This window comes from Methanococcoides mangrovi (assembly GCF_052057775.1).
Lineage (GTDB): Archaea > Halobacteriota > Methanosarcinia > Methanosarcinales > Methanosarcinaceae > Methanococcoides.
Window position 1 is genome coordinate 1,457,893 of sequence record NZ_CP195121.1, and the last position, 18,405, is coordinate 1,476,297.

At 47.7% G+C, this 18,405-nt stretch carries 12 protein-coding genes; 3 read left to right on the top strand and 9 right to left on the bottom strand.

The genetic code is table 11. From position 1 onward, the window contains the following. Window positions 1-6 precede the first annotated feature (6 nt). Both ACR3I3_RS07425 and ACR3I3_RS07430 read left to right on the top strand, forming a co-directional pair. The gene (locus ACR3I3_RS07425; protein ID WP_440951630.1) at window positions 7-1,140 is read left to right on the top strand and encodes a pyridoxal phosphate-dependent aminotransferase; all 1,134 of its coding nucleotides are present in this window, start codon (window positions 7-9) and stop codon (window positions 1,138-1,140) included. A gap of 102 nt (window positions 1,141-1,242) precedes the next feature. Beyond that, on the top strand, window positions 1,243-1,878 hold the full coding sequence (locus ACR3I3_RS07430) for a CDGSH iron-sulfur domain-containing protein (RefSeq protein ID WP_440951631.1): 636 nt from the start codon (window positions 1,243-1,245) through the stop codon (window positions 1,876-1,878). A gap of 73 nt (window positions 1,879-1,951) precedes the next feature. Here the strand turns inward: ACR3I3_RS07430 and ACR3I3_RS07435 are convergent, their stop codons facing one another. The 7 genes from ACR3I3_RS07435 to gatE all read right to left on the bottom strand — a co-directional run bounded on the left by ACR3I3_RS07435 (window position 1,952) and on the right by gatE (window position 11,784). After that, the gene (locus tag ACR3I3_RS07435; protein ID WP_440951632.1) at window positions 1,952-2,128 is read right to left on the bottom strand and encodes a 4Fe-4S binding protein; all 177 of its coding nucleotides are present in this window, start codon (window positions 2,126-2,128) and stop codon (window positions 1,952-1,954) included. Between the two features lie 218 nt (window positions 2,129-2,346). Then, window positions 2,347-2,697, bottom strand: coding sequence for a DUF2173 family protein (locus ACR3I3_RS07440; RefSeq protein ID WP_440951633.1), 351 nt, complete (start codon window positions 2,695-2,697; stop codon window positions 2,347-2,349). 418 nt (window positions 2,698-3,115) lie between these two features. Beyond that, entirely contained in the window at window positions 3,116-4,300 is a 1,185-nt protein-coding gene (locus ACR3I3_RS07445) for an argininosuccinate synthase (protein WP_440951634.1), read from the bottom strand. A gap of 24 nt (window positions 4,301-4,324) precedes the next feature. Beyond that, window positions 4,325-7,552: a carbamoyl-phosphate synthase large subunit gene (gene carB / locus ACR3I3_RS07450; RefSeq protein ID WP_440951635.1), complete on the bottom strand. Its 3,228-nt coding sequence runs from the start codon at window positions 7,550-7,552 to the stop codon at window positions 4,325-4,327. Beyond that, window positions 7,552-8,649 carry a glutamine-hydrolyzing carbamoyl-phosphate synthase small subunit gene (gene carA, locus ACR3I3_RS07455; RefSeq protein WP_440951636.1) on the bottom strand — a complete coding sequence of 366 codons (1,098 nt, stop codon included), beginning with the start codon at window positions 8,647-8,649 and terminating at the stop codon, window positions 7,552-7,554. Before carA ends, carB begins: the two co-directional genes overlap by 1 nt. A gap of 147 nt (window positions 8,650-8,796) precedes the next feature. Further along, window positions 8,797-9,837, bottom strand: a complete 1,041-nt coding sequence (locus tag ACR3I3_RS07460; protein WP_440951637.1) for a hypothetical protein — start codon at window positions 9,835-9,837, stop codon at window positions 8,797-8,799. 45 nt (window positions 9,838-9,882) lie between these two features. Beyond that, window positions 9,883-11,784, bottom strand: a complete 1,902-nt coding sequence (gene gatE, locus ACR3I3_RS07465) for a Glu-tRNA(Gln) amidotransferase subunit GatE (protein ID WP_440951638.1) — start codon at window positions 11,782-11,784, stop codon at window positions 9,883-9,885. Window positions 11,785-11,994: 210 nt separating this feature from the next. Here gatE and ACR3I3_RS07470 point away from each other — a divergent pair, with 210 nt between their 5' ends. Further along, complete coding sequence (locus ACR3I3_RS07470; protein WP_440951639.1) at window positions 11,995-14,610, top strand: PEP/pyruvate-binding domain-containing protein; 2,616 nt, start codon at window positions 11,995-11,997, stop codon at window positions 14,608-14,610. 94 nt (window positions 14,611-14,704) lie between these two features. Here the strand turns inward: ACR3I3_RS07470 and ACR3I3_RS07475 are convergent, their stop codons facing one another. Together ACR3I3_RS07475 and hdrA2 are read right to left on the bottom strand one after the other, a co-directional pair. Further along, a complete protein-coding gene (locus ACR3I3_RS07475) occupies window positions 14,705-15,994 on the bottom strand; it encodes a 4Fe-4S binding protein (protein WP_440951640.1) in 1,290 nt (429 codons plus the stop codon). Beyond that, the gene (gene hdrA2 / locus ACR3I3_RS07480) at window positions 15,991-18,345 is read right to left on the bottom strand and encodes a CoB-CoM heterodisulfide reductase HdrA2 (RefSeq protein ID WP_440951641.1); all 2,355 of its coding nucleotides are present in this window, start codon (window positions 18,343-18,345) and stop codon (window positions 15,991-15,993) included. Before hdrA2 ends, ACR3I3_RS07475 begins: the two co-directional genes overlap by 4 nt. Window positions 18,346-18,405 lie beyond the last annotated feature (60 nt).

Here is an 18,405-nt window from a genome sequence, read left to right on the forward strand (position 1 = left end):
AGATCCATGAACATACCCCCTTTCTATGTCATGGAAGTGCTTGAAAGCGCCCAGAAGCTGGAAGCTAACGGCAGGGATATCGTCCATCTTGAGATAGGGGAGCCGGATTTTCTCACAGCACCACACATCTGCGATGCAGCAAACCGGTCCCTTGCATCCTGCAACACCCGCTATACCCACAGCCAGGGACTTCCTGAGCTGAGAAGTGCAATAGTGGACGATTACAACAACCGCTTCGGATTAAATCTTGTTCCCGAGCAGGTGCTTGTGACTTCCGGAACAAGTCCTGCACTGATGCTGACCTTCATGGCACTTCTGGATCAGGGGGAGAAATGTCTCCTTCCCAATCCTCATTATGCATGCTATCCGAACTTTGTCAGTGCTCTTGACTGCAGACCAAACTTTGCATACACATCCGAAGAGAACGGCTTTGGCCTGACCCCTGAGCTTGTATCCGAGAAACTTGATGCTGAGACCAGTGCTATCCTGATCAACAGCCCTTCCAATCCCACAGGCTATGTGATGTCATCAAAGGAGATGCAGGGGATCGCAGAAATAGCGGAAACCCAGGGCAATATCCCGATAATCTCGGACGAGATCTACCAGGGTCTGATCTATGGCGGAAAGGACCACAGCATTCTGGAATATACTGACAATGCCTTTGTCCTCAATGGATTCTCCAAGAAGTACTGCATGACAGGCTGGCGTCTTGGTTATCTTATCGCACCGCTTGATTGCATGAGGGTACTGCAAAAGCTCCAGCAGAACTTCTTCATCTGTGCCAACAGCTTTGTACAGGAGGCGGGTATCGCTGCGCTTCGCGGACCTCAGGATCATGTTGACAAAATGGTGGCGACGTATGACGAACGCAGGAAGTACATGCTGAAGAGGCTGAAGGATATTGGTTTCAGGGTAGGGTATGAGCCAATGGGTGCGTTCTATGTGCTTGCTGATGCCAGTGAATTTGGAACTGATTCCCTCGAAATGAGTAGGAAGATACTGAATGAAGCAGGTGTTGCTGTTACTCCGGGTATTGATTTCGGGGATGGCGCTGAAGGGTATATCAGGTTCTCATATGCTAACAGTCTGGAGAATATCGAGGAAGGTATGAAGAGGCTTGATGCTTTCCTGAATGGGTGATAGCTGAAGGTCTAATAATTTGCTTGAATTTTTTACAAAAAATGTTCCTTACAAAAATAAGAAATCCGATTAACACAGATTTCTTTTTACAGAGGTGTGTGAGTGGAGAAAGAAGTCAGACCTTCAATAAAAGTATCAAAAAATGGACCATATATTGTGAAAGACCTTAAGGCACTCAGGAATTCAAAGGGTGTTTTCATCGAGACAAAACCTGTTATGGCACTTTGCAGATGCGGTGGGTCAAAAAATATGCCATTTTGTGATGGAACGCATTTAGAGAACGATTTTTCCGGAGAAAAAGATAAAGACCGTGTTCCCGACAGGGTTGATACTTACGTCGGAAAACATATTACCATTCATCGTAACAGGGATGTATGTTCTCACGTGGGCCATTGTGTTCGTAATATGCCTTCTGTTTTCAGAAAGGGCGATGAACCCTGGGCAGACCCGGATGCTGCAGACCCGGAGGAGATTGCAAAGCTCATCAGGACCTGTCCTTCCGGCGCATTGAGCTATACTGTTAATGGGGAATTGCATAAGGATTATTCCCATGGTCCGGAAATTTTCGTTCTGAAAGATGGACCTTACAATGTTACCGGGGTCAGGTTTGATGATCCTGATGGTTCAGTACCCGAAACCCAGGACCATTATGCTCTCTGCAGATGCGGTGAATCTGGAAATAAACCATTCTGTGACGGCCGGCACTCCACTGCTAAATTTAAGGACAATAAGAATTGAACCAACAGGTAGAACAGGAATTGGAAACAAACTACTGAATATAAAAATAGAAAGATGAATGGAATAAGCCTGCTTATTCCATTGAGATTGCTTCGGATGGACAGGAGTCCACACATATACCACATTCAGTACATGCGTCAGCATCTACTACAGCGATGTTTTCGCCGTCCATTGAAATTGCTTCTGCAGGGCAGTCATCTACACATACTCCGCATCCAACACATTCGTCTTTGTTAACTACAGCTACCATTATTATTCTATCCTTTCAAATTGGTTTAATTTGCATTAGTTGCAAATTTTACAATATACTCATTAAATAATATTTGATAAAAATGCATCGAATATCAAAACAAGGTTTGCTAAATGCCATGCTTATGAAGTTGAAAAAGAATGTAATTGTTAAGCAAGTTAATGGTCATAAAAAATTAGCTAGCCGAAAATGGCTAGCAGTATATGCCTAGGTAAATATTAACAAACTCCAAGAGCTACAAGCAGCTTCTTTATATCTGCCTTAGAGCTTTCGACAAAAATTCCTCTTGTACCTGAAATAACAACTGTCCACTCGCCGCCGCTGTACATCCAGTTATGTCGAGGTACCCATTTCATATCGTAGAGTTGGGAGTATGCACTGGCCAAAGTATCAAACATCGTGTTCACAGTTCCACAGAACTTAGCTGTCATTTCGGCCATATCTTCGGGCATTTCAGTTTTGGATTTATAGTCCACAAGTTTTCCTTCAGAAGTAAAAATTCCAGCTGCTATTACGCCTTCAAACTCCAGAAGCTCATCTAATGATAGATTACATTCTTTTCCTGTCATATTCTAACCCCAAATCACATTGAGAGTAATTACTTAACTCCCCATATCAATGGGGAATCTTGTTGTATATAAATATAATTGTACACTTTGTTTACCCAAACTAGTAATAAAAGTAGAGATTGCTATGATCTAAAAAAAGTACGATTTTAGAAAAAGCAACTTTCTGAATTCAATCTGTTGTGCAAAATTAGTGTAAAACCTCTTTGCCATATTATTTTTTTTGTATATATCCCCTGACTTTCTATATAGGGAGAAATTCGAACTATCTCGAAGGACAATTTGAACTATGTAATGTATAATCAGTAACATTTGATAATACTAATTAAAAAGAACTGACGTTAGGGGTAGGATCAAATCAAGGTTAATAATAGAAAGAAAAAAAAGTTCGTATGCGACAATAGCATACGAGTAATTAATTTCAGTTCTGGTCTACGAACTTCCTGAACAGGCGAGCCTGGAATCCATGGTACTTTGCAAATCCTTCGGCATCCTTCTGGTCGATGGCGGTTCCATCGAAGGATACAAGCTCCTCTGAGTAGAGTGCTGCCGGGGATGTCCTTGCAAGGATTGTGAGGCTTCCCTTGTACAGTTTCACAGTAACGGTACCATTGACACGTTTCTGTGTGTTGTCGATGAATGCGTTCAGGTCATCGTAAAGTGGTTCGTCCACAAGGCCGTAGTATGCAAGCTCGGACCACTGTTCGTCAACCATTGCCTTGAACTTGAGCTCAGCTCTTGTAAGGACCAGTTTTTCAAGGTCCTTGTGTGCTGCAAGGAGTACGGTTGCTGCAGGGTGCTCGTAGTTCTCACGTGCCTTAAGTCCGAGGACACGGTCCTCGATCATGTCAGTACGTCCTACACCGTGTGTGCCTGCAATGACGTTCAGCTTCTCGATGAGCTCAACACCGCCCATCTTCTCACCGTCAAGTGAGACCGGCACACCGTTCTGGAAACCTATCACGATGGTCTGGGCGTCAGGTGCATCCTCGGGGGAAGCTGTCCATTTGTAGATCTCCTCTGGTGGGATGTATCCGGGGTCTTCGAGCTTTCCACCCTCGATGCTTCTGCTCCAGATGTTCTCGTCAACGCTCCATGGCTTTGCAGCGGTGACACCTACAGGGATGCCGTGCTCCTTAGCGTATTCGATCTCCCACTCACGCGTGAGGTTCATCTCCCTCATAGGTGCAATGACATCCATGTCGGTAAGTCTGAACACTGCCTCGAAACGGAGCTGGTCATTACCCTTGCCGGTACAGCCGTGTGCCAGTGCAACAGCACCTTCCTGCTCAGCGATCTCGACGACCTTCTTTGCGATGAGAGGACGTGCGATGGATGTTCCCATTACATAGCCTTCGTAGTCACCATTGGCCCTGATAAGAGGGAAGATGTAATCGTTCACGAACTCCTCTCGGACATCAAGTGTGAAGTGGAGGTCGCTGATCTTCTTTGCCTTCTCCTCTGCCTGAGCAACATCTTCCTTTGGCTGTCCTACATCGACTGCCACTGTTATGACTTCGTCATATCCGTATTCCTCTTTGAGGAGCGGGATACAGATGGATGTGTCCAGTCCTCCGGAATAAGCAAGTACTACTTTCTTTGACATGTTAAATCGTTCCTTAAATGATAATTAGTCCCTGACGATATCCTTGTGATACTCATTGATGGACTTTATGGTAAGTTCTCCCTTCTGCATTGAGACAATTGCATCTGCTGCTGCCCTTGCAGCCTGGATGGTGGTGATGTATGGCACCTTGAAGTCCACTGCTGCACGGCGGATGCGATATCCGTCCTTTCGTGACTGCCTTCCGGTCGGAGTGTTCACGATAAGTGCGACCTCATCCCTGCGCATCATATCGATGACATTCGGGCTTCCTTCATGAACTTTCATCACTGCTTCCATGTTGATGCCCTTCTCAGCAAGGTAGTTCACAGTTCCCTTGGTACCTATCAGCTTGAGTCCCGCATCCTGCAGCTTGCGTGCGACCTCGACAAATCCTTCCTTGTCGTTCTTTCTGATGGAAAGGAAGACATAACCGCTCAGCGGCAGGATGTTGTCAGCGCTGAGCTGTGCCTTGAAGAAAGCACGTCCGAAGTCATAGTCAACTCCCATGACCTCTCCGGTACTTTTCATCTCAGGGCTGAGCACAGGGTCTGCGCCTGGCAGTTTGTCGAATGGGAGCAATACTTCCTTGACGGAGTAGTATTCCACAGGTGTCTCATCATGGTTTGTATATCCAAGGTCTTCAAGTGTGTGACCGATGATGACCTGCGCAGCGATCTTGGCGAGTGGAAGTCCCACAGCCTTTGATACGAATGGGATCGTTCGACTGGAACGTGGGTTCGCTTCAAGCACATAGACCTTGCCGTTCTGCTCTGCCATCTGGAGGTTGATGAGTCCCTTTACGTTGAGCGCAAGTGCGATCTTGCGGGTATAATCACGTACTGTTGCCAGTGTTTCCTCGGAGAGTGAGTATGGCGGGATCACACATGCAGAGTCACCGGAGTGAACACCTGCTTCCTCGATGTGCTCCATGATAGCACCGATGAGAACGTCCTTTCCGTCACAGACAGCATCCACATCGATCTCAACTGCTCCCTCAAGGAAGTCATCGATAAGGATCGGGTGCTCAGGGGAGACACGAACTGCTTCTATCATGTAACGTTCAAGGTCCGCCTGCTCATAGACGATCTCCATTGCACGTCCGCCGAGAACGTATGATGGCCTGACAAGCACAGGATATCCGATGCGTGATGCGATCTCTATGGCATCTTCTTCGGATGTTGCATAACCTGCTTCCGGCTGTGCAACTCCAAGTTTGCTCATCATCAGGTTGAACTTCTCCCTGTCCTCTGCCATATCGATATCCTCAGGGGATGTTCCGAGGATTATCGTATCGATGTCATCACGACGGTCGAGTTCCTTTTGGAGAGGCATAGCGAGGTTCACGGATGTCTGTCCACCGAACTGGACCAGCACACCGTATGGTTTCTCGCGTTCGATAATGTTCATGACATCCTCGAGTGTCAGCGGCTCGAAGAACAGCTTATCGGATGTATCGTAGTCAGTTGATACCGTCTCAGGGTTGTTGTTGATGATATGTGCCTCAAGTCCTTCCTCACGGATGGCTGTTACAGCGTGGACGGTACAGTAGTCGAACTCGATACCCTGACCGATGCGTATAGGACCCGCACCGAGGATCAGGATCTTCTTCCTGTCACTTGGCTGGTCTTCGCACATGGTCTCATAGCATGAGTAATAATATGGAGTCTCTGCAGCGAACTCTGCAGCACATGTATCTACCATCTTGTAGGTAACATTGATGTTCTCACGGCGAAGGTCATTTATCTCCTCACGGGTCCTGCCTGTCAGTTCTGCGATCCTGTCATCGGTGAATCCCATCTGCTTGGCAGACCTGAGCATCTCAATGTCCGGCTCATCTGTGAAAAGCCCGTTCTCAAGCTGGTTTTCCATTTCGACGATGTTGTTGATCTTCTTTACGAAGAATATATCATAACCTGAAAGTTCTGAGACCTCTTCAACGCTCATACCGTTCTTCAATGCATCAAAGATCACGAACAACCTTTCACTGGTAGGTGTTTTCAGAAGTGTTCTGGCCTCTGCCTCGTCCCATGTCTTGCTTCCGAACTTCATACCTATATCAAGGGAGCGGACTGCCTTCTGGAGTGATTCCTCGATGGTACGTCCGATGGACATGACCTCGCCGGTACTCTTCATAGCGGTTGTAAGTGTCTTGTCCGCGGTCACAAACTTGTCGAAAGGCCACCTTGGGATCTTTGTGACCACGTAGTCGATGGTCGGCTCAAAGGATGCAGGTGTCTTCTTGGTGACATCGTTGAGGATCTGGTCAAGTGTCATACCGATAGCGATCTTGGCTGTTACCCTGGCAATCGGGTAACCGGTTGCCTTTGATGCAAGTGCTGATGACCTTGATACACGTGGATTGACCTCAACGATCCTGTATTCGCCGTCCTTGGCAGCGAACTGGATGTTACATCCACCCTCGATCCCGAAAGCACGAATGATCTTGATAGCTGCTGTTCTCAGCATCTGGTGCTCTACATCGTTCAGTGTCTGGGATGGTGTTACCACAATGGACTCACCGGTGTGAACTCCCATCGGGTCGAGGTTCTCCATGTTACATATTACTATACATGTGTCGTTGGAGTCACGCATGACCTCGTATTCGAACTCTTTCCAGCCCAGTACGCTCTCTTCGATGAGTACCTGATTGATCCTGCTGCGGCGCAGTCCTCTTTCACTGATCTCGAGGAGCTGTTCTCTTGTGTATGCGATACCGCCACCGGCACCACCAAGGGTGTATGCAGGGCGGATGATAAGCGGAAGTCCGAGTTCGTCAATGAGCGCTTCAGCTTCTTTCAGTGTGGAAACTGCTACACTTCTCGGGACCTTTTCCCCGATCTCTTCCATCTTCTTCTTGAAGAGCTCACGGTCCTCGGTGTTCTTGATGGCTTCAAGGGATGTTCCAAGCAGTTCGACATTGAACTTCTCGAAAACTCCCAGGTCAGCAAGCTCGCTGGTGATGTTCAGTCCGGTCTGTCCTCCGATACCTGCAATGATACCGTCAGGTCGTTCCTTCTCGATGATCTTGGCAATGATCTTTGCCTCGATGGGCTCAATGTAGACCGCATCTGCCATCTCAGGGTCGGTCATGATGGTTGCCGGATTTGAATTTACAAGGACCACTTCATATCCTTCTTCCCTGAGTGACCTGCAGGCCTGGCTTCCTGAGAAATCAAATTCAGCTGCCTGTCCGATCATAATAGGCCCGGAACCTATCAGCAGGATCTTCTTAATATCTGTTCGTTTTGCCATTATACCCTGCCTCCCATAGCTTTCATAACCTTTCCAAAGAATATCTTTTCAGTGTCCCTTGGTCCGGCATTTGCTTCCGGATGGTACTGGACACTGAAGATGTCAAGATCGTTGTGTTCGATACCTTCTACTGTATTATCGTTAGTATTGATCTGTGTCACAGTCACATCGGTGCCGTCAAAAGAGTCACCGTCAACGGCAAAGCCGTGGTTCTGTGATGTGATGTGGACAATTCCGGTCTCCAGGTCCTTGACTGGCTGGTTTGCTCCGCGGTGTCCGAACTTAAGTTTATATGTATCTGCTCCAAGTGCCCTTGAGATGACCTGATGTCCGAGGCATATGCCTGAGATCGGGATGCTTCCTGCCAGGTCCTTTACAACATTGATAGCATTCTGTGCATTCTGAGGATCTCCCGGACCGTTGGAAAGGAAAAGCAGATCGGGGTTGTAGTCCTCGATCACAGATGTGGGTGTGCTGGCAGGCACTACTGTTACATCCACACCTCTGTTCAAAAGGCTTACAGAGATGTTCTTCTTCATACCAAGATCAAGAAGCACAACATGTTTTTTATCGCCTGTACTGATCTTACTCTTGATTGTGTAAGGCTCTTTGCAGGTGACTCTTGAGATAAGGTCAAGGCTTGAGATATCAGGCTGTTCTCTTGCAAGCCTGACAGCTTCCTCACCATCGTCACTGCCGTTTATCAGTGCAGCACGCATGGTACCATGCTCCCTGGTACCTATGGTGAGCATACGTGTGTCAATTCCGGATATACCCGGTTTGCCTTCATCCTCCATCAACTTGTAGACATTACGTGTTGAAAGATGGTGACTTGGGAAAGGGCATGCTTCTCTTACCACAAGCCCTTCAGCCTTTACGCCTTCGGACTGGAAGGTCTCATCATTGACACCATAGTTCCCTATCAAAGGGTACGTGAACATTAATATTTGACCAGCGTATGAAGGGTCGGTGAGCGACTCCTCATATCCTGTGTACTGGGTAGTAAAAACAAGTTCTCCGCAAACGATACCTTCGGCACCGAAACCAGTACCTTTTAAAATTGTTCCATCTTCTAATCCTATTACTGCAGACATCATCCGAACCTGCGAATACATGTCAGGAATAGGCTATAAGCGTTACGATGGAATATGTGGATTTCAAAACAGATTATGCTTCAAAAGCTTTCTTTTGTATGCTATAAGGGCAATATAAGATAACAATAAAAAAGAAAGGTCAAAGGACTGTTAGTCCAGTCCTTTCAGGAAATTCCTCAGGAAGAACAGTATCATTATCACTGAAGCGCCAAACAATATAGTAAGTGTCCTCAGTGGTGATTCTCTTGCAAAGTCTTCCAGTTTCTCCAATATACTGATCTCTTCCTCTACGACTATCAGTTCTCTGTCATCTCCCAGTTCGATCGGAGCATCAGTATCTGAAAGTGTGACCGTCCATATATTGTAGTCACCACCTTCGTTGGATGCAAATGCAATTTTATCTCCTGCCGGACTCCATGCAGGGTATGTCTGGGTAGAATTCCTGAATGTGAGCTGCTGAAGTCCCTTACTATCTGTGTTCATAACCCACAGGTCAATATTCCCTGACCTGTCGGATACAAATGCTATCTTTGATCCGTCGGGACTGAATACCGGATGGGTATTCTCAAATGTATCATTTCTGAGGATAACAGGGACATTGCTACCGGTGCCAACTTTCCAGATGTTGCCTTTCATTGAGTATACAAGTGTTTCACTATCAGGTGACCAGGAAGGTGCCCCTTCATCAGCATCAGAATCAGTAAGTTGCATATTTCCGGTCCCATCAGGGTTCATTACCCAGATATCATAATTTCCTGCAGCTTTTGAAAGATACGCGATCTTCTTTCCGTCAGGGCTCATCACAGGTGCTCTTTTATCGGCAGTAGATTTCCCTACTTGTGAACTGTTGCTCTTCTCTGCGATTTCCACAACCCGGATGCTGATGAAATTGGATGAGAATGGCTGGACATGTTCTGTAGCAAAGTAGATGAACTTTCCATCAGCACTGAAAGAAGGTTCTCCTTCCCATGAGATGGTATCGTATATCCTTTTCTGCTCAGATCCGTCAGCATTCATGATCCAGATGGCCTGCTCTGAAGAATAGGCGATGAGCTGTCCGTCAGGACTCCATGCAGGTGCTCTTTGGTTTATTTCAAAGGTAAGTTGTTCTGTCTTCTCTACTGTTACAGCACCAGCCATTGAAGATGCTATCAGCAGTATTGAAGCTATCAATGCTATCTTTAACACCAATATCCCCGTGTGATTCCTTCCCATTATCATAATATCTATAATATATTATGCATTAATTTGCTCATTAATCTTTTGTTTCAGGAGTTCACTGAGTACCTTTCCGTCAACTTTGCCACGGAACTCTCCCATGACTATTCCCATGAGGGGGCCAACGGCTCCCAAACCCTTTTCTGCTACAAAGTCCTGTCTTTCTGCAACCACTTTTGCTATGAACTCCTCGATCTCTGAGGTGTCTATGGCTGTAAGTCCGAGCTCTTCCAGACTGTCCCTTATATTGGCCTTAGGTTTCTTTGCAACATGGCGAAGTATCTGTTCGATACCTTCTTTGGCAACTTCTCCGTCTGAGACTATCTCGAATGTCTCTTTGAAATGCTCATCAGTAATGTTGGCAACATCCACCCCGTCACGTTTGAGCTCTGGGACAAGTCCTGTGATCGTTGTTACAATAAGTGTTGCAGTGATGGTCTTGTCATTTCTGAACCTTTCCATTAGTTCCTCGAACAGCGGGAGGTGCTGTGAATATACGATCTTCTCTGCAAGTTCCTCGTTGAGTCCGTATTCCTTGCTGAACCTCTCTGCCCTTTCGGTCAGAAGTTCCGGGATCTCGACAGCCTCGAAGTACTCTTTGCTGATCTCCACCTGCGGAACATCGGTCTCAGGGTACATCCTTGATGCACCGGGAAGCGGTCTCATGTAAGCGCTGTTACCATCAGGAAGTGCACGTCTTGTCTCTTCAGGGACGAACTCAAGGGCTTCCTGTGCACGTATCAGTACACTTTCCATGGCACCGCGTGCACGTTTCTCATTGTCTGCGACCATTACGACAGCGTCGCCTTCCTTTGCACCGACGAACTCACGCAATGATGCGACCTCTTCTTCGGTTATGCCATAGTTTGGCAGCTCATCGGTATGGAATATACCGCCGACACCGGAGGTCTTTGCACGGTCGGAGAATTCAGTACCAAGGCGCCTTCCCGGCTGTACTTCCATTCCCACATGTCCGGCGAATCCGGGCAGGAGGACTGCCAGTACTTTCCCTTTCTTGAGAGCTTTCTTGATGACCTTTGATTCTGTTTCGCTGAAGAGCTCGGTCACATCAAAGATCTCATCATGAACGCTTGCATTCCTTTCCAGAAGGGACCTGCGTATCTCAAGCAGGTTCACCTGCCTCTCTGCTTCCCTTTCTACGATGGTCTCGATAAGGTCCAGTGCCTGGACACCCTTGATCTCCACACGTGCTCCTTCTGCAATGGAGATGTTAACATCCTGCCTGATGGTGCCGAGTCCTCTCTTTACCTTACCGGTGGAACGAAGGATCATACCAATGTTGGCAGCTGTTTCTTTTGCATGGGATGGTGATACGATGTCAGGTGCTGTACCGATCTCGACCAGCGGGATTCCAAGCCTGTCAAGTGAGTAGATGATGGAATCGCCCTGATCTTCTATCTTTTGTGCAGCCTCTTCCTCAACACAGAGGACATCGACTCCCACGGCTCCTTCGGATGTATCCAGGTGTCCGCCTCCTGCAAGGAAAGCGGTTCTCTGGAAACCGGTGGTGTTTGACCCGTCGACAACGATCTTTCGCATTACATGAAGCTGCTCTACAGGTATCATGTGGAGCAGTTTTGCAATGGACAACGCGATGTCCAGTGATTCCTTGTTAATCTCACGTGGTGGTTCCTCATCGTTCTCCACAAGGCAGGTGGTATCGTATGCTTTGTAGATGTACTTCCTGTTGACCTTTGTCTGCTCAAGTGCAGCCCTGTCGGTCTCTCCCATCTCACTTGCAGTGGGGCGGAGGTAACGGAAGAATTCAAAGTTCGACTCATCCGTGTCCCGTATCTTAGTAGGGCATTTACAGAAAAGTTTCTCTTTTGAGTCCAGTTGCTGGTGGATCTCAAGTCCGCATTTCAATCCAAGTTCACGGTAGTCGATCTTTTTGCTCATAGAAGTATCACCAATTACTCTTTCACGATCTAAGACAACAAAACGTGTTAGGCGTTATAAAAGTATTGTTTGCTATCTGTTCACTGAAATGTATTATAACATTTTATGTTTTTGTTCTGTGATCCGTTTAGTCTTTTATCTCTATAACGGATTTAGATTGGTGGTAAAGTACTTATTGTAGTACTCAGAAATATTTTTCCGGGTACAACAATGGAAAAAAGAATAGCAAGCAGCGGATTAGAGGGATTAGACGAACTGCTTCAGAACCTGTGGTATGGTGACAATGTTGTCTGGCAGGTGGATGATCTGGAGGATTATATCTTCTTTGCAGAGAAGTTCATGAAAAATGCGATAGAAGAGGAACACAAGTGTGTTTACATAAGGTTCGCACCCCATAAGCCGATCTTAGGGCCGATGAAAGGGCTTGATGTTGTTGAGGTCGATCCCGCAAAAGGTTTTGATTATTTCAGTACCGAGGTTCACAGGATCATTGAAGGCTATGGCCGTGAAACGTTCTATGTATTTGACAACCTTTCAACACTGGTGGTGGAATGGGCAACGGACGAGCTTCTTGCGAATTTCTTTAAGGCCACATGCCCTTATCTTTATGAACTTGACACAGTAACGTATTTCGCACTTACAAAAGGCAGGCATGGTCATCAGGCTGTTGCGGCCATCAGGGAGACCACCCAGTTACTTCTGAACTTCTATCATATGGAAGGTAATGCATACATTCATCCTCTAAAGGTATATGGCCGATATTCAGGCCAGATGTTCCTTCCTCATCTTATGCAGGGAGATAGCTGGTTGCCGCTTTTTAACAGTGGTGAAGCAGCATCTGTCTCCGGGGGGAAAGACCACCATATCCTTGATCCGGGTGCAAGCAGCATAGCACCCTGGGATTCTATGTATAGGAAGGCCTTGCAGTATCAGATGCTCTATGAGGACGGAAAGATACCTTTGCAGGAAATGACCGCACTCAAAAGAGAACTGTGCCGTATGATCATTGGCGACAGGCCTAGATTCAGGGAACTTGCCGAGAAATATTTTGATATCGATGACCTGCTCTATATAAGAGAGAGGATAATCGGTTCCGGTATGGTCGGTGGCAAAAGTGTAGGCATGCTACTTTCAAGGAACATCGTCCTTAAAGAGGATGATTCCGGCGAGTTTGCTAAAATTCTGGAGCCCCATGATTCATTCTACATCGGTTCCGATGTATTCTTTACTTTCCTTATCAACAATGATCTGTTCCGCCTGAAAATAGACCTGTCCAATGGGAACAAGCTCTCAAAGGAGGAATTCAAGGATGTCGAGCAACGTTTCCTTGAAGGATCGTTCCCTGCTGAAATCATGGAGCAGTTCCGCAGTATGCTGGATTATTTCGGTCAGGCTCCCATAATCGTCAGGTCAAGCAGCCTGCTTGAGGACAACTTTGGCAATGCTTTCGCAGGAAAGTACCGGAGCGAGTTCTGTACGAACCAGGGTGATCCTGAGGAAAGACTGGCTGCTTTCCTGGAATCGGTAAAACTGGTCTACGCCAGTGCTCTGGATCCGGATGCGCTCATTTATCGTAAGGCTCATGGCCTTGCCAATACCGATGAGCAGATGGCTATCCTTGTGCAGCGTGTGTCAGGCACTCATTTCAAGAACTACTTCTTCCCACCCCTTGCAGGTGTGACATTTTCCCGGAACCTCTTTGCCTGGAGCGAGCAGATCGATCCTCACAAAGGGATGATCCGTCTGGTCTTCGGACTTGGTACGCGGGCCGTGGATCGTGTGGATCGGGATTATCCTCGCATCATTTCTGTAAGCCATCCACAGCTGAGGCCTGAGAAGGATCGTCAGATCGCCAGGTATTCCCAGATCGAAGTGGACCTTCTGGACCTCGAGATGAACGAGTTCAGGACGGTTCCTGTCTCCGGATTGCTTAAAGATCTTGATTATCCGAAGTTGAGAATGTATGCTTCGTTACTGAAAGATGGTTATATCAGGGACCCTGTAACAAGCTTCATATCAACTACAGACGGGAAGCCGGTACTTACCTTCAATAATCTCATCTCTAAAACAAAGATAGTTGAGATCATAGGAAATGCTCTTCAGATCCTTGAAAAGGCATATGGTCAGCCGGTTGATGTGGAATTCACTGCCTTTATCGGTAAGTCGAACAACATCAAACTTAACATCCTCCAGTGCAGGCCTATGAAGATACCGGGAAAGGTGGATTCATTTACAATTCCGGAAGACCTTGTTCAGGACGAGATACTTTTCAGGTCTTCAAAGACCATTTCCGGAGGGGTTGTTCCCGATATACGATTTATAGTATATGTGGATCCGGTCCTATATACAGGTCTTGATCTTGAAAAGAAGCAGTCCCTTGGAAGGATCGTCGGGCACCTGAACGAAAAGCTTGGCAAAGAGGAGCAGAAGTTCATCCTTATGGGGCCCGGAAGGTGGGGTAGCAGCAACCTCGAACTTGGTGTGAATGTGACCTATTCGGAGATCCGGAACACATCCGTGCTGATAGAGGTCGCAAGACAGACCACCGAGCACAGACCAGATGTTTCTTATGGTACGCATTTCTTCCAGGACCTTGTCGAGGAAGAGATAATCTACATGCCCTTGTATCCGGATGAACCTGAAGCTCAGTTCAATGAAAAGTTCTTTGAGAAGTCTGTAAATTCATTCGCAGAAGTAATGCCGGAATACGCTGGTTTCAGTGATATAATAAAGTTGGTAGATGTTCCTGCTGTAACCGGTGGTGCTCATGCATGTGTATCAGCAGATCCCGAAAAGCAGGATGCCATCTGTTTCCTGAAAAAGTGATGGTAAAGTTGCAGAATTTTAGGGTTTTAGATATGTGAAAGTCCCGGAGCTTTCCGGAATTCTTACTTTCACTCTATACCCCTTGCTTCAATCTTCACTTTTTCATAGACCTGTGGATCTCTTCCGCCTTACCTTTGTTCAGTATCCTCCTGAATTTCGGATCAGCAATAACATCTTTAGCTTTCTGCATCCTGTCAGCAACCTTTGCCATCATTTCCTCATCGACTTCGGGGAATGCGATGTCCACATGCTCTTTCAGTGGTTCGGGCTCGACCTCAAGTGTCCTCGACAGGTCAGGCCGCTTTCTTTCCTTTGTCAGCAATGAATCTATGGCATCCTTCCACTCAGCTGCCCAGGGTGTGTCAGGGATGTCGGTATGATTCACCTTGCTGCGTGCGACCTTCATCACATCCACAGGGCAGGCATTGACACAGGCTCCGCAGTAAGTGCAGAGATCGTGCACTGCTGCGATCTTCTTTCCATCTTCCGGAACATACCAGAGATGTGATGGGCAGATGTTGAAACAGGCATGGCAGCCCTGCGTGTCGCATTTTTCAACATGTTCATCAATAAGCACAAGCTCGCCTTCGAAAGGTTTGAGCAGGTCAACAGCATCATAGGGGCAGACTGCATCACACCAGCCGCAGCGTGTGCATTTGTTCTCATCAACCGTTACGTGTCCCGAGACTTCCGGCGGTTCGCAGGGTCGTTTTCCCTTTACCCTGATGGCATCCTCCGGACAGATGTCCTGACAGAGCGTGCAGTAGTCACACATGTCCTCATCAATAATGAGCTGTTCGAATGGCATAGGGTCGGTTGGTGTCGGCTCCCTCTCCAGCATGAGAAAAGCATCACAGAAGTATGCACATATGCCGCAGAGGTTACACTTGTCAGTGTCTATCTCGATCTCGCCTTCGGCGTTCTCCTTCAGAGGAGCTATCTCCTCCTTTTTCGGGAAGGTGTATTCCAGTGTGATGGCATCCTCCGGGCATGCTGCCTCACAGAGGGAACAGGGGACGCACTTCTCGTTCATCTCCACCTTGTATTCCAGTACAGGGAAGAGTTCCTCTTCAGGGAAGTCCCCTTCAGTTCGCATTTCCAGAGCTGTTACAGGGCAGAAGTTCACACACATGGAACAGAAGGTGCACTTCTCAAGGTCCATCATCACAGGTGGTGCGTCCATGCCGGTGGCGATTTCCTTGATCGGTCCGAGTTCCAGTGCCTTTGTGGGACATATCCTTACACAGATCCCGCATCCCACACATCTCTTGTAATCGTAATCCAGTGTCTTCTCTGACCTGTCGGAGACCAGTTTGTAAAGCACATGTGTGCCCTGTATGTCCATCTCTCTTGAGACTTCCATGGGCTTCTCTTCATCGGTCATTCCTGCACCTCCCCCAGTTCCGAGCCAACTGGCCCGATCTCTGTCAGCTCATCAACGAAATCCTCGATGGTCTTTGCAAACTTGTCCCCTTCTGCTGCGGATATCCATTGCAACCTCAGCCTTGCGGGGTTGAGCCCCATCTCGTCGAGAACTTCCTTCAGGTTCTCCATCCTGTGCTTTGCATCAAGGTTTCCGAGGATGTAGTGACATTCGTCAAGACGGCAGCCGGTAACGAGCACACCGTCAGCTCCGCCCTGCAGTGCTTCCAGCACGAAGTCAGGGTCCACACGCCCGGCACACATGACCTTGATGATCCTCACGTTGGTAGGGTACTGTATCCTTGATGTTCCTGCAAGGTCTGCAGAACCATAGCTGCACCAGTTGCAGAGGAATGCAATGATCAGCGGGAACTCGTCCTTGACCTCAAGGGCTGCCCTGATCTGTGCAATGATCTGCTCATCGGTGCTGTGGGGCATGGTTATGGCATCTGTGGGACATGATGCACTGCATGAGCCACAGGTCTGGCAGGAGATCTCATCGACCACTGCTTTTCCATCTATTACTTTGATGGTATTGAAATTACAGGCGTTCTCGCATATGCGGCATCCGATACATTTTTCCGGATCCACATGTGCACTGAACGGGTCATTGGTAAGTTCGCCCTTTGCCAGCAGGCGGGTGGACCTTGCAGCTGCTGCACTTCCCTGTGCGATGGATGCCTGGATCTCCTTTGGTCCCGATGCACAGCCTGCGATGAAAACGCCGTTTATGTGAGCATCCACAGGTCGCATCTTGGGGTGTGCGATGGAGAGGAACCTGTCAGGCCTCTTTGAGAGATTCAGCATCTTTGCGATGGGGTCTGAAGTTGTGCTTGCTTCCATTCCAGTAGCCAGTATCACGAGGTCATAAGGCTCCTCACGGATGGCACACTCAAGGGTATCCTCGTACCTGAGCTGCATCTGTCCCAGAGGGTCGAGCTGCACTTCAGCCACCTTGCCGCGAATAAATTCGATGCCCATTGACTGTGACCGGACGTAGTACTCCTCGTACATCTCGCCAGCGGCACGTATGTCAATGTAATGAATTTTAACATCACAGTCAGGATACCGCTCCTTTATCATCTGTGCGTTCTTCATGGAAGACATGCAGCAGACACGTGAACAGTATGGGTTGCCTACTGTCTCGTCTCTGGAGCCGATACACTGGATGAAAGCAACTTTCTTCGGAGTTTCTCCTGTGGATGGCACTACAACTTTTCCGCGTGTTGGTCCTGATGCATTGAGCAGCCTCTCCAGTTCCATATTTGTCAGGACATCCGGATATACACTGTAACCATACTCTTCCTTGCGTTTTGCATCGAATCCCTCGTAACCGGTGGCAACGATCACGGCTCCTACTGTGAACGAGAACTTCTCTTCCTTCATTTCATAGTCTACAGCATCTGCCGGGCAGGCCTGCTTGCAAAGTCCGCAACCAACGCAGAATTCATTGTCGATGTAAGCAGCCTGGGGGACAGCCTGTGGAATCGCCATGCTGATGGCCTTGATCTTCCCAAGGCCGCTGTCGAACTTATTTGGGATCTCCACAGGACAGACGCTCGAGCACTGGTCGATGCATCCCTTGCAGCGGTCAACAATTACGTATCTGGAGCGCTGGACGCCTTTTACTGTGAAATTCCCTACCGAACCGGAGATATCGGCGATCTCGGCATAGGTCCTCATCTCGATGTTCGGATGGTTCTGCACGTCTGTCATCTTAGGTGCCAGCACACAAATGGAACAGTCATTGGTAGGGAAAACCTCATTGAGCAAAGCCATCTTACCGCCGATGGTGGGTTCCTTTTCCACCATATACACGTGCGTTCCGGCATCTGCCAGTGTCAGGGCTGCCTCGATACCGGCAACACCGCCTCCGATGACAAGGATATCCTTGTTGGCTTTGTATGTCCGGATCTGCAATGGTTGCAGCAGCTTCAGCTTTGCCACTCCCATTTTTATAAGATCGAAAGCCTTTTGGGTAGCCATTCCCTGATTGTGCATGTGCACCCAGGAACACTGCTCACGGATGTTGGCTATCTCCAGTAGATATGGATTGATACCTGCTTTTTCGAGCACTCTCTTGAATGTGGGCTCATGGAGCTTCGGCGTGCAGGCAGCGACAAGGATCCTGTCAATATTGTTTTCCCTGATATCCTCTATCAGTTGCTCCTGCCCGAAGTCAGAGCACATGAACTGGATGTCCTTTACAAGTGCGACATCCTCCATCTCCTCGACTTTTTTATGCAGCGCATCCATGTTGATGACGCTTGCAATGTTCAATCCACAGTGGCAGATATATACTCCGATTCGCATGAGACAGGCTTCCTCTTGAAGGTTTGTGAATATAGTTTGTGAATGTATGAAGTAATTATG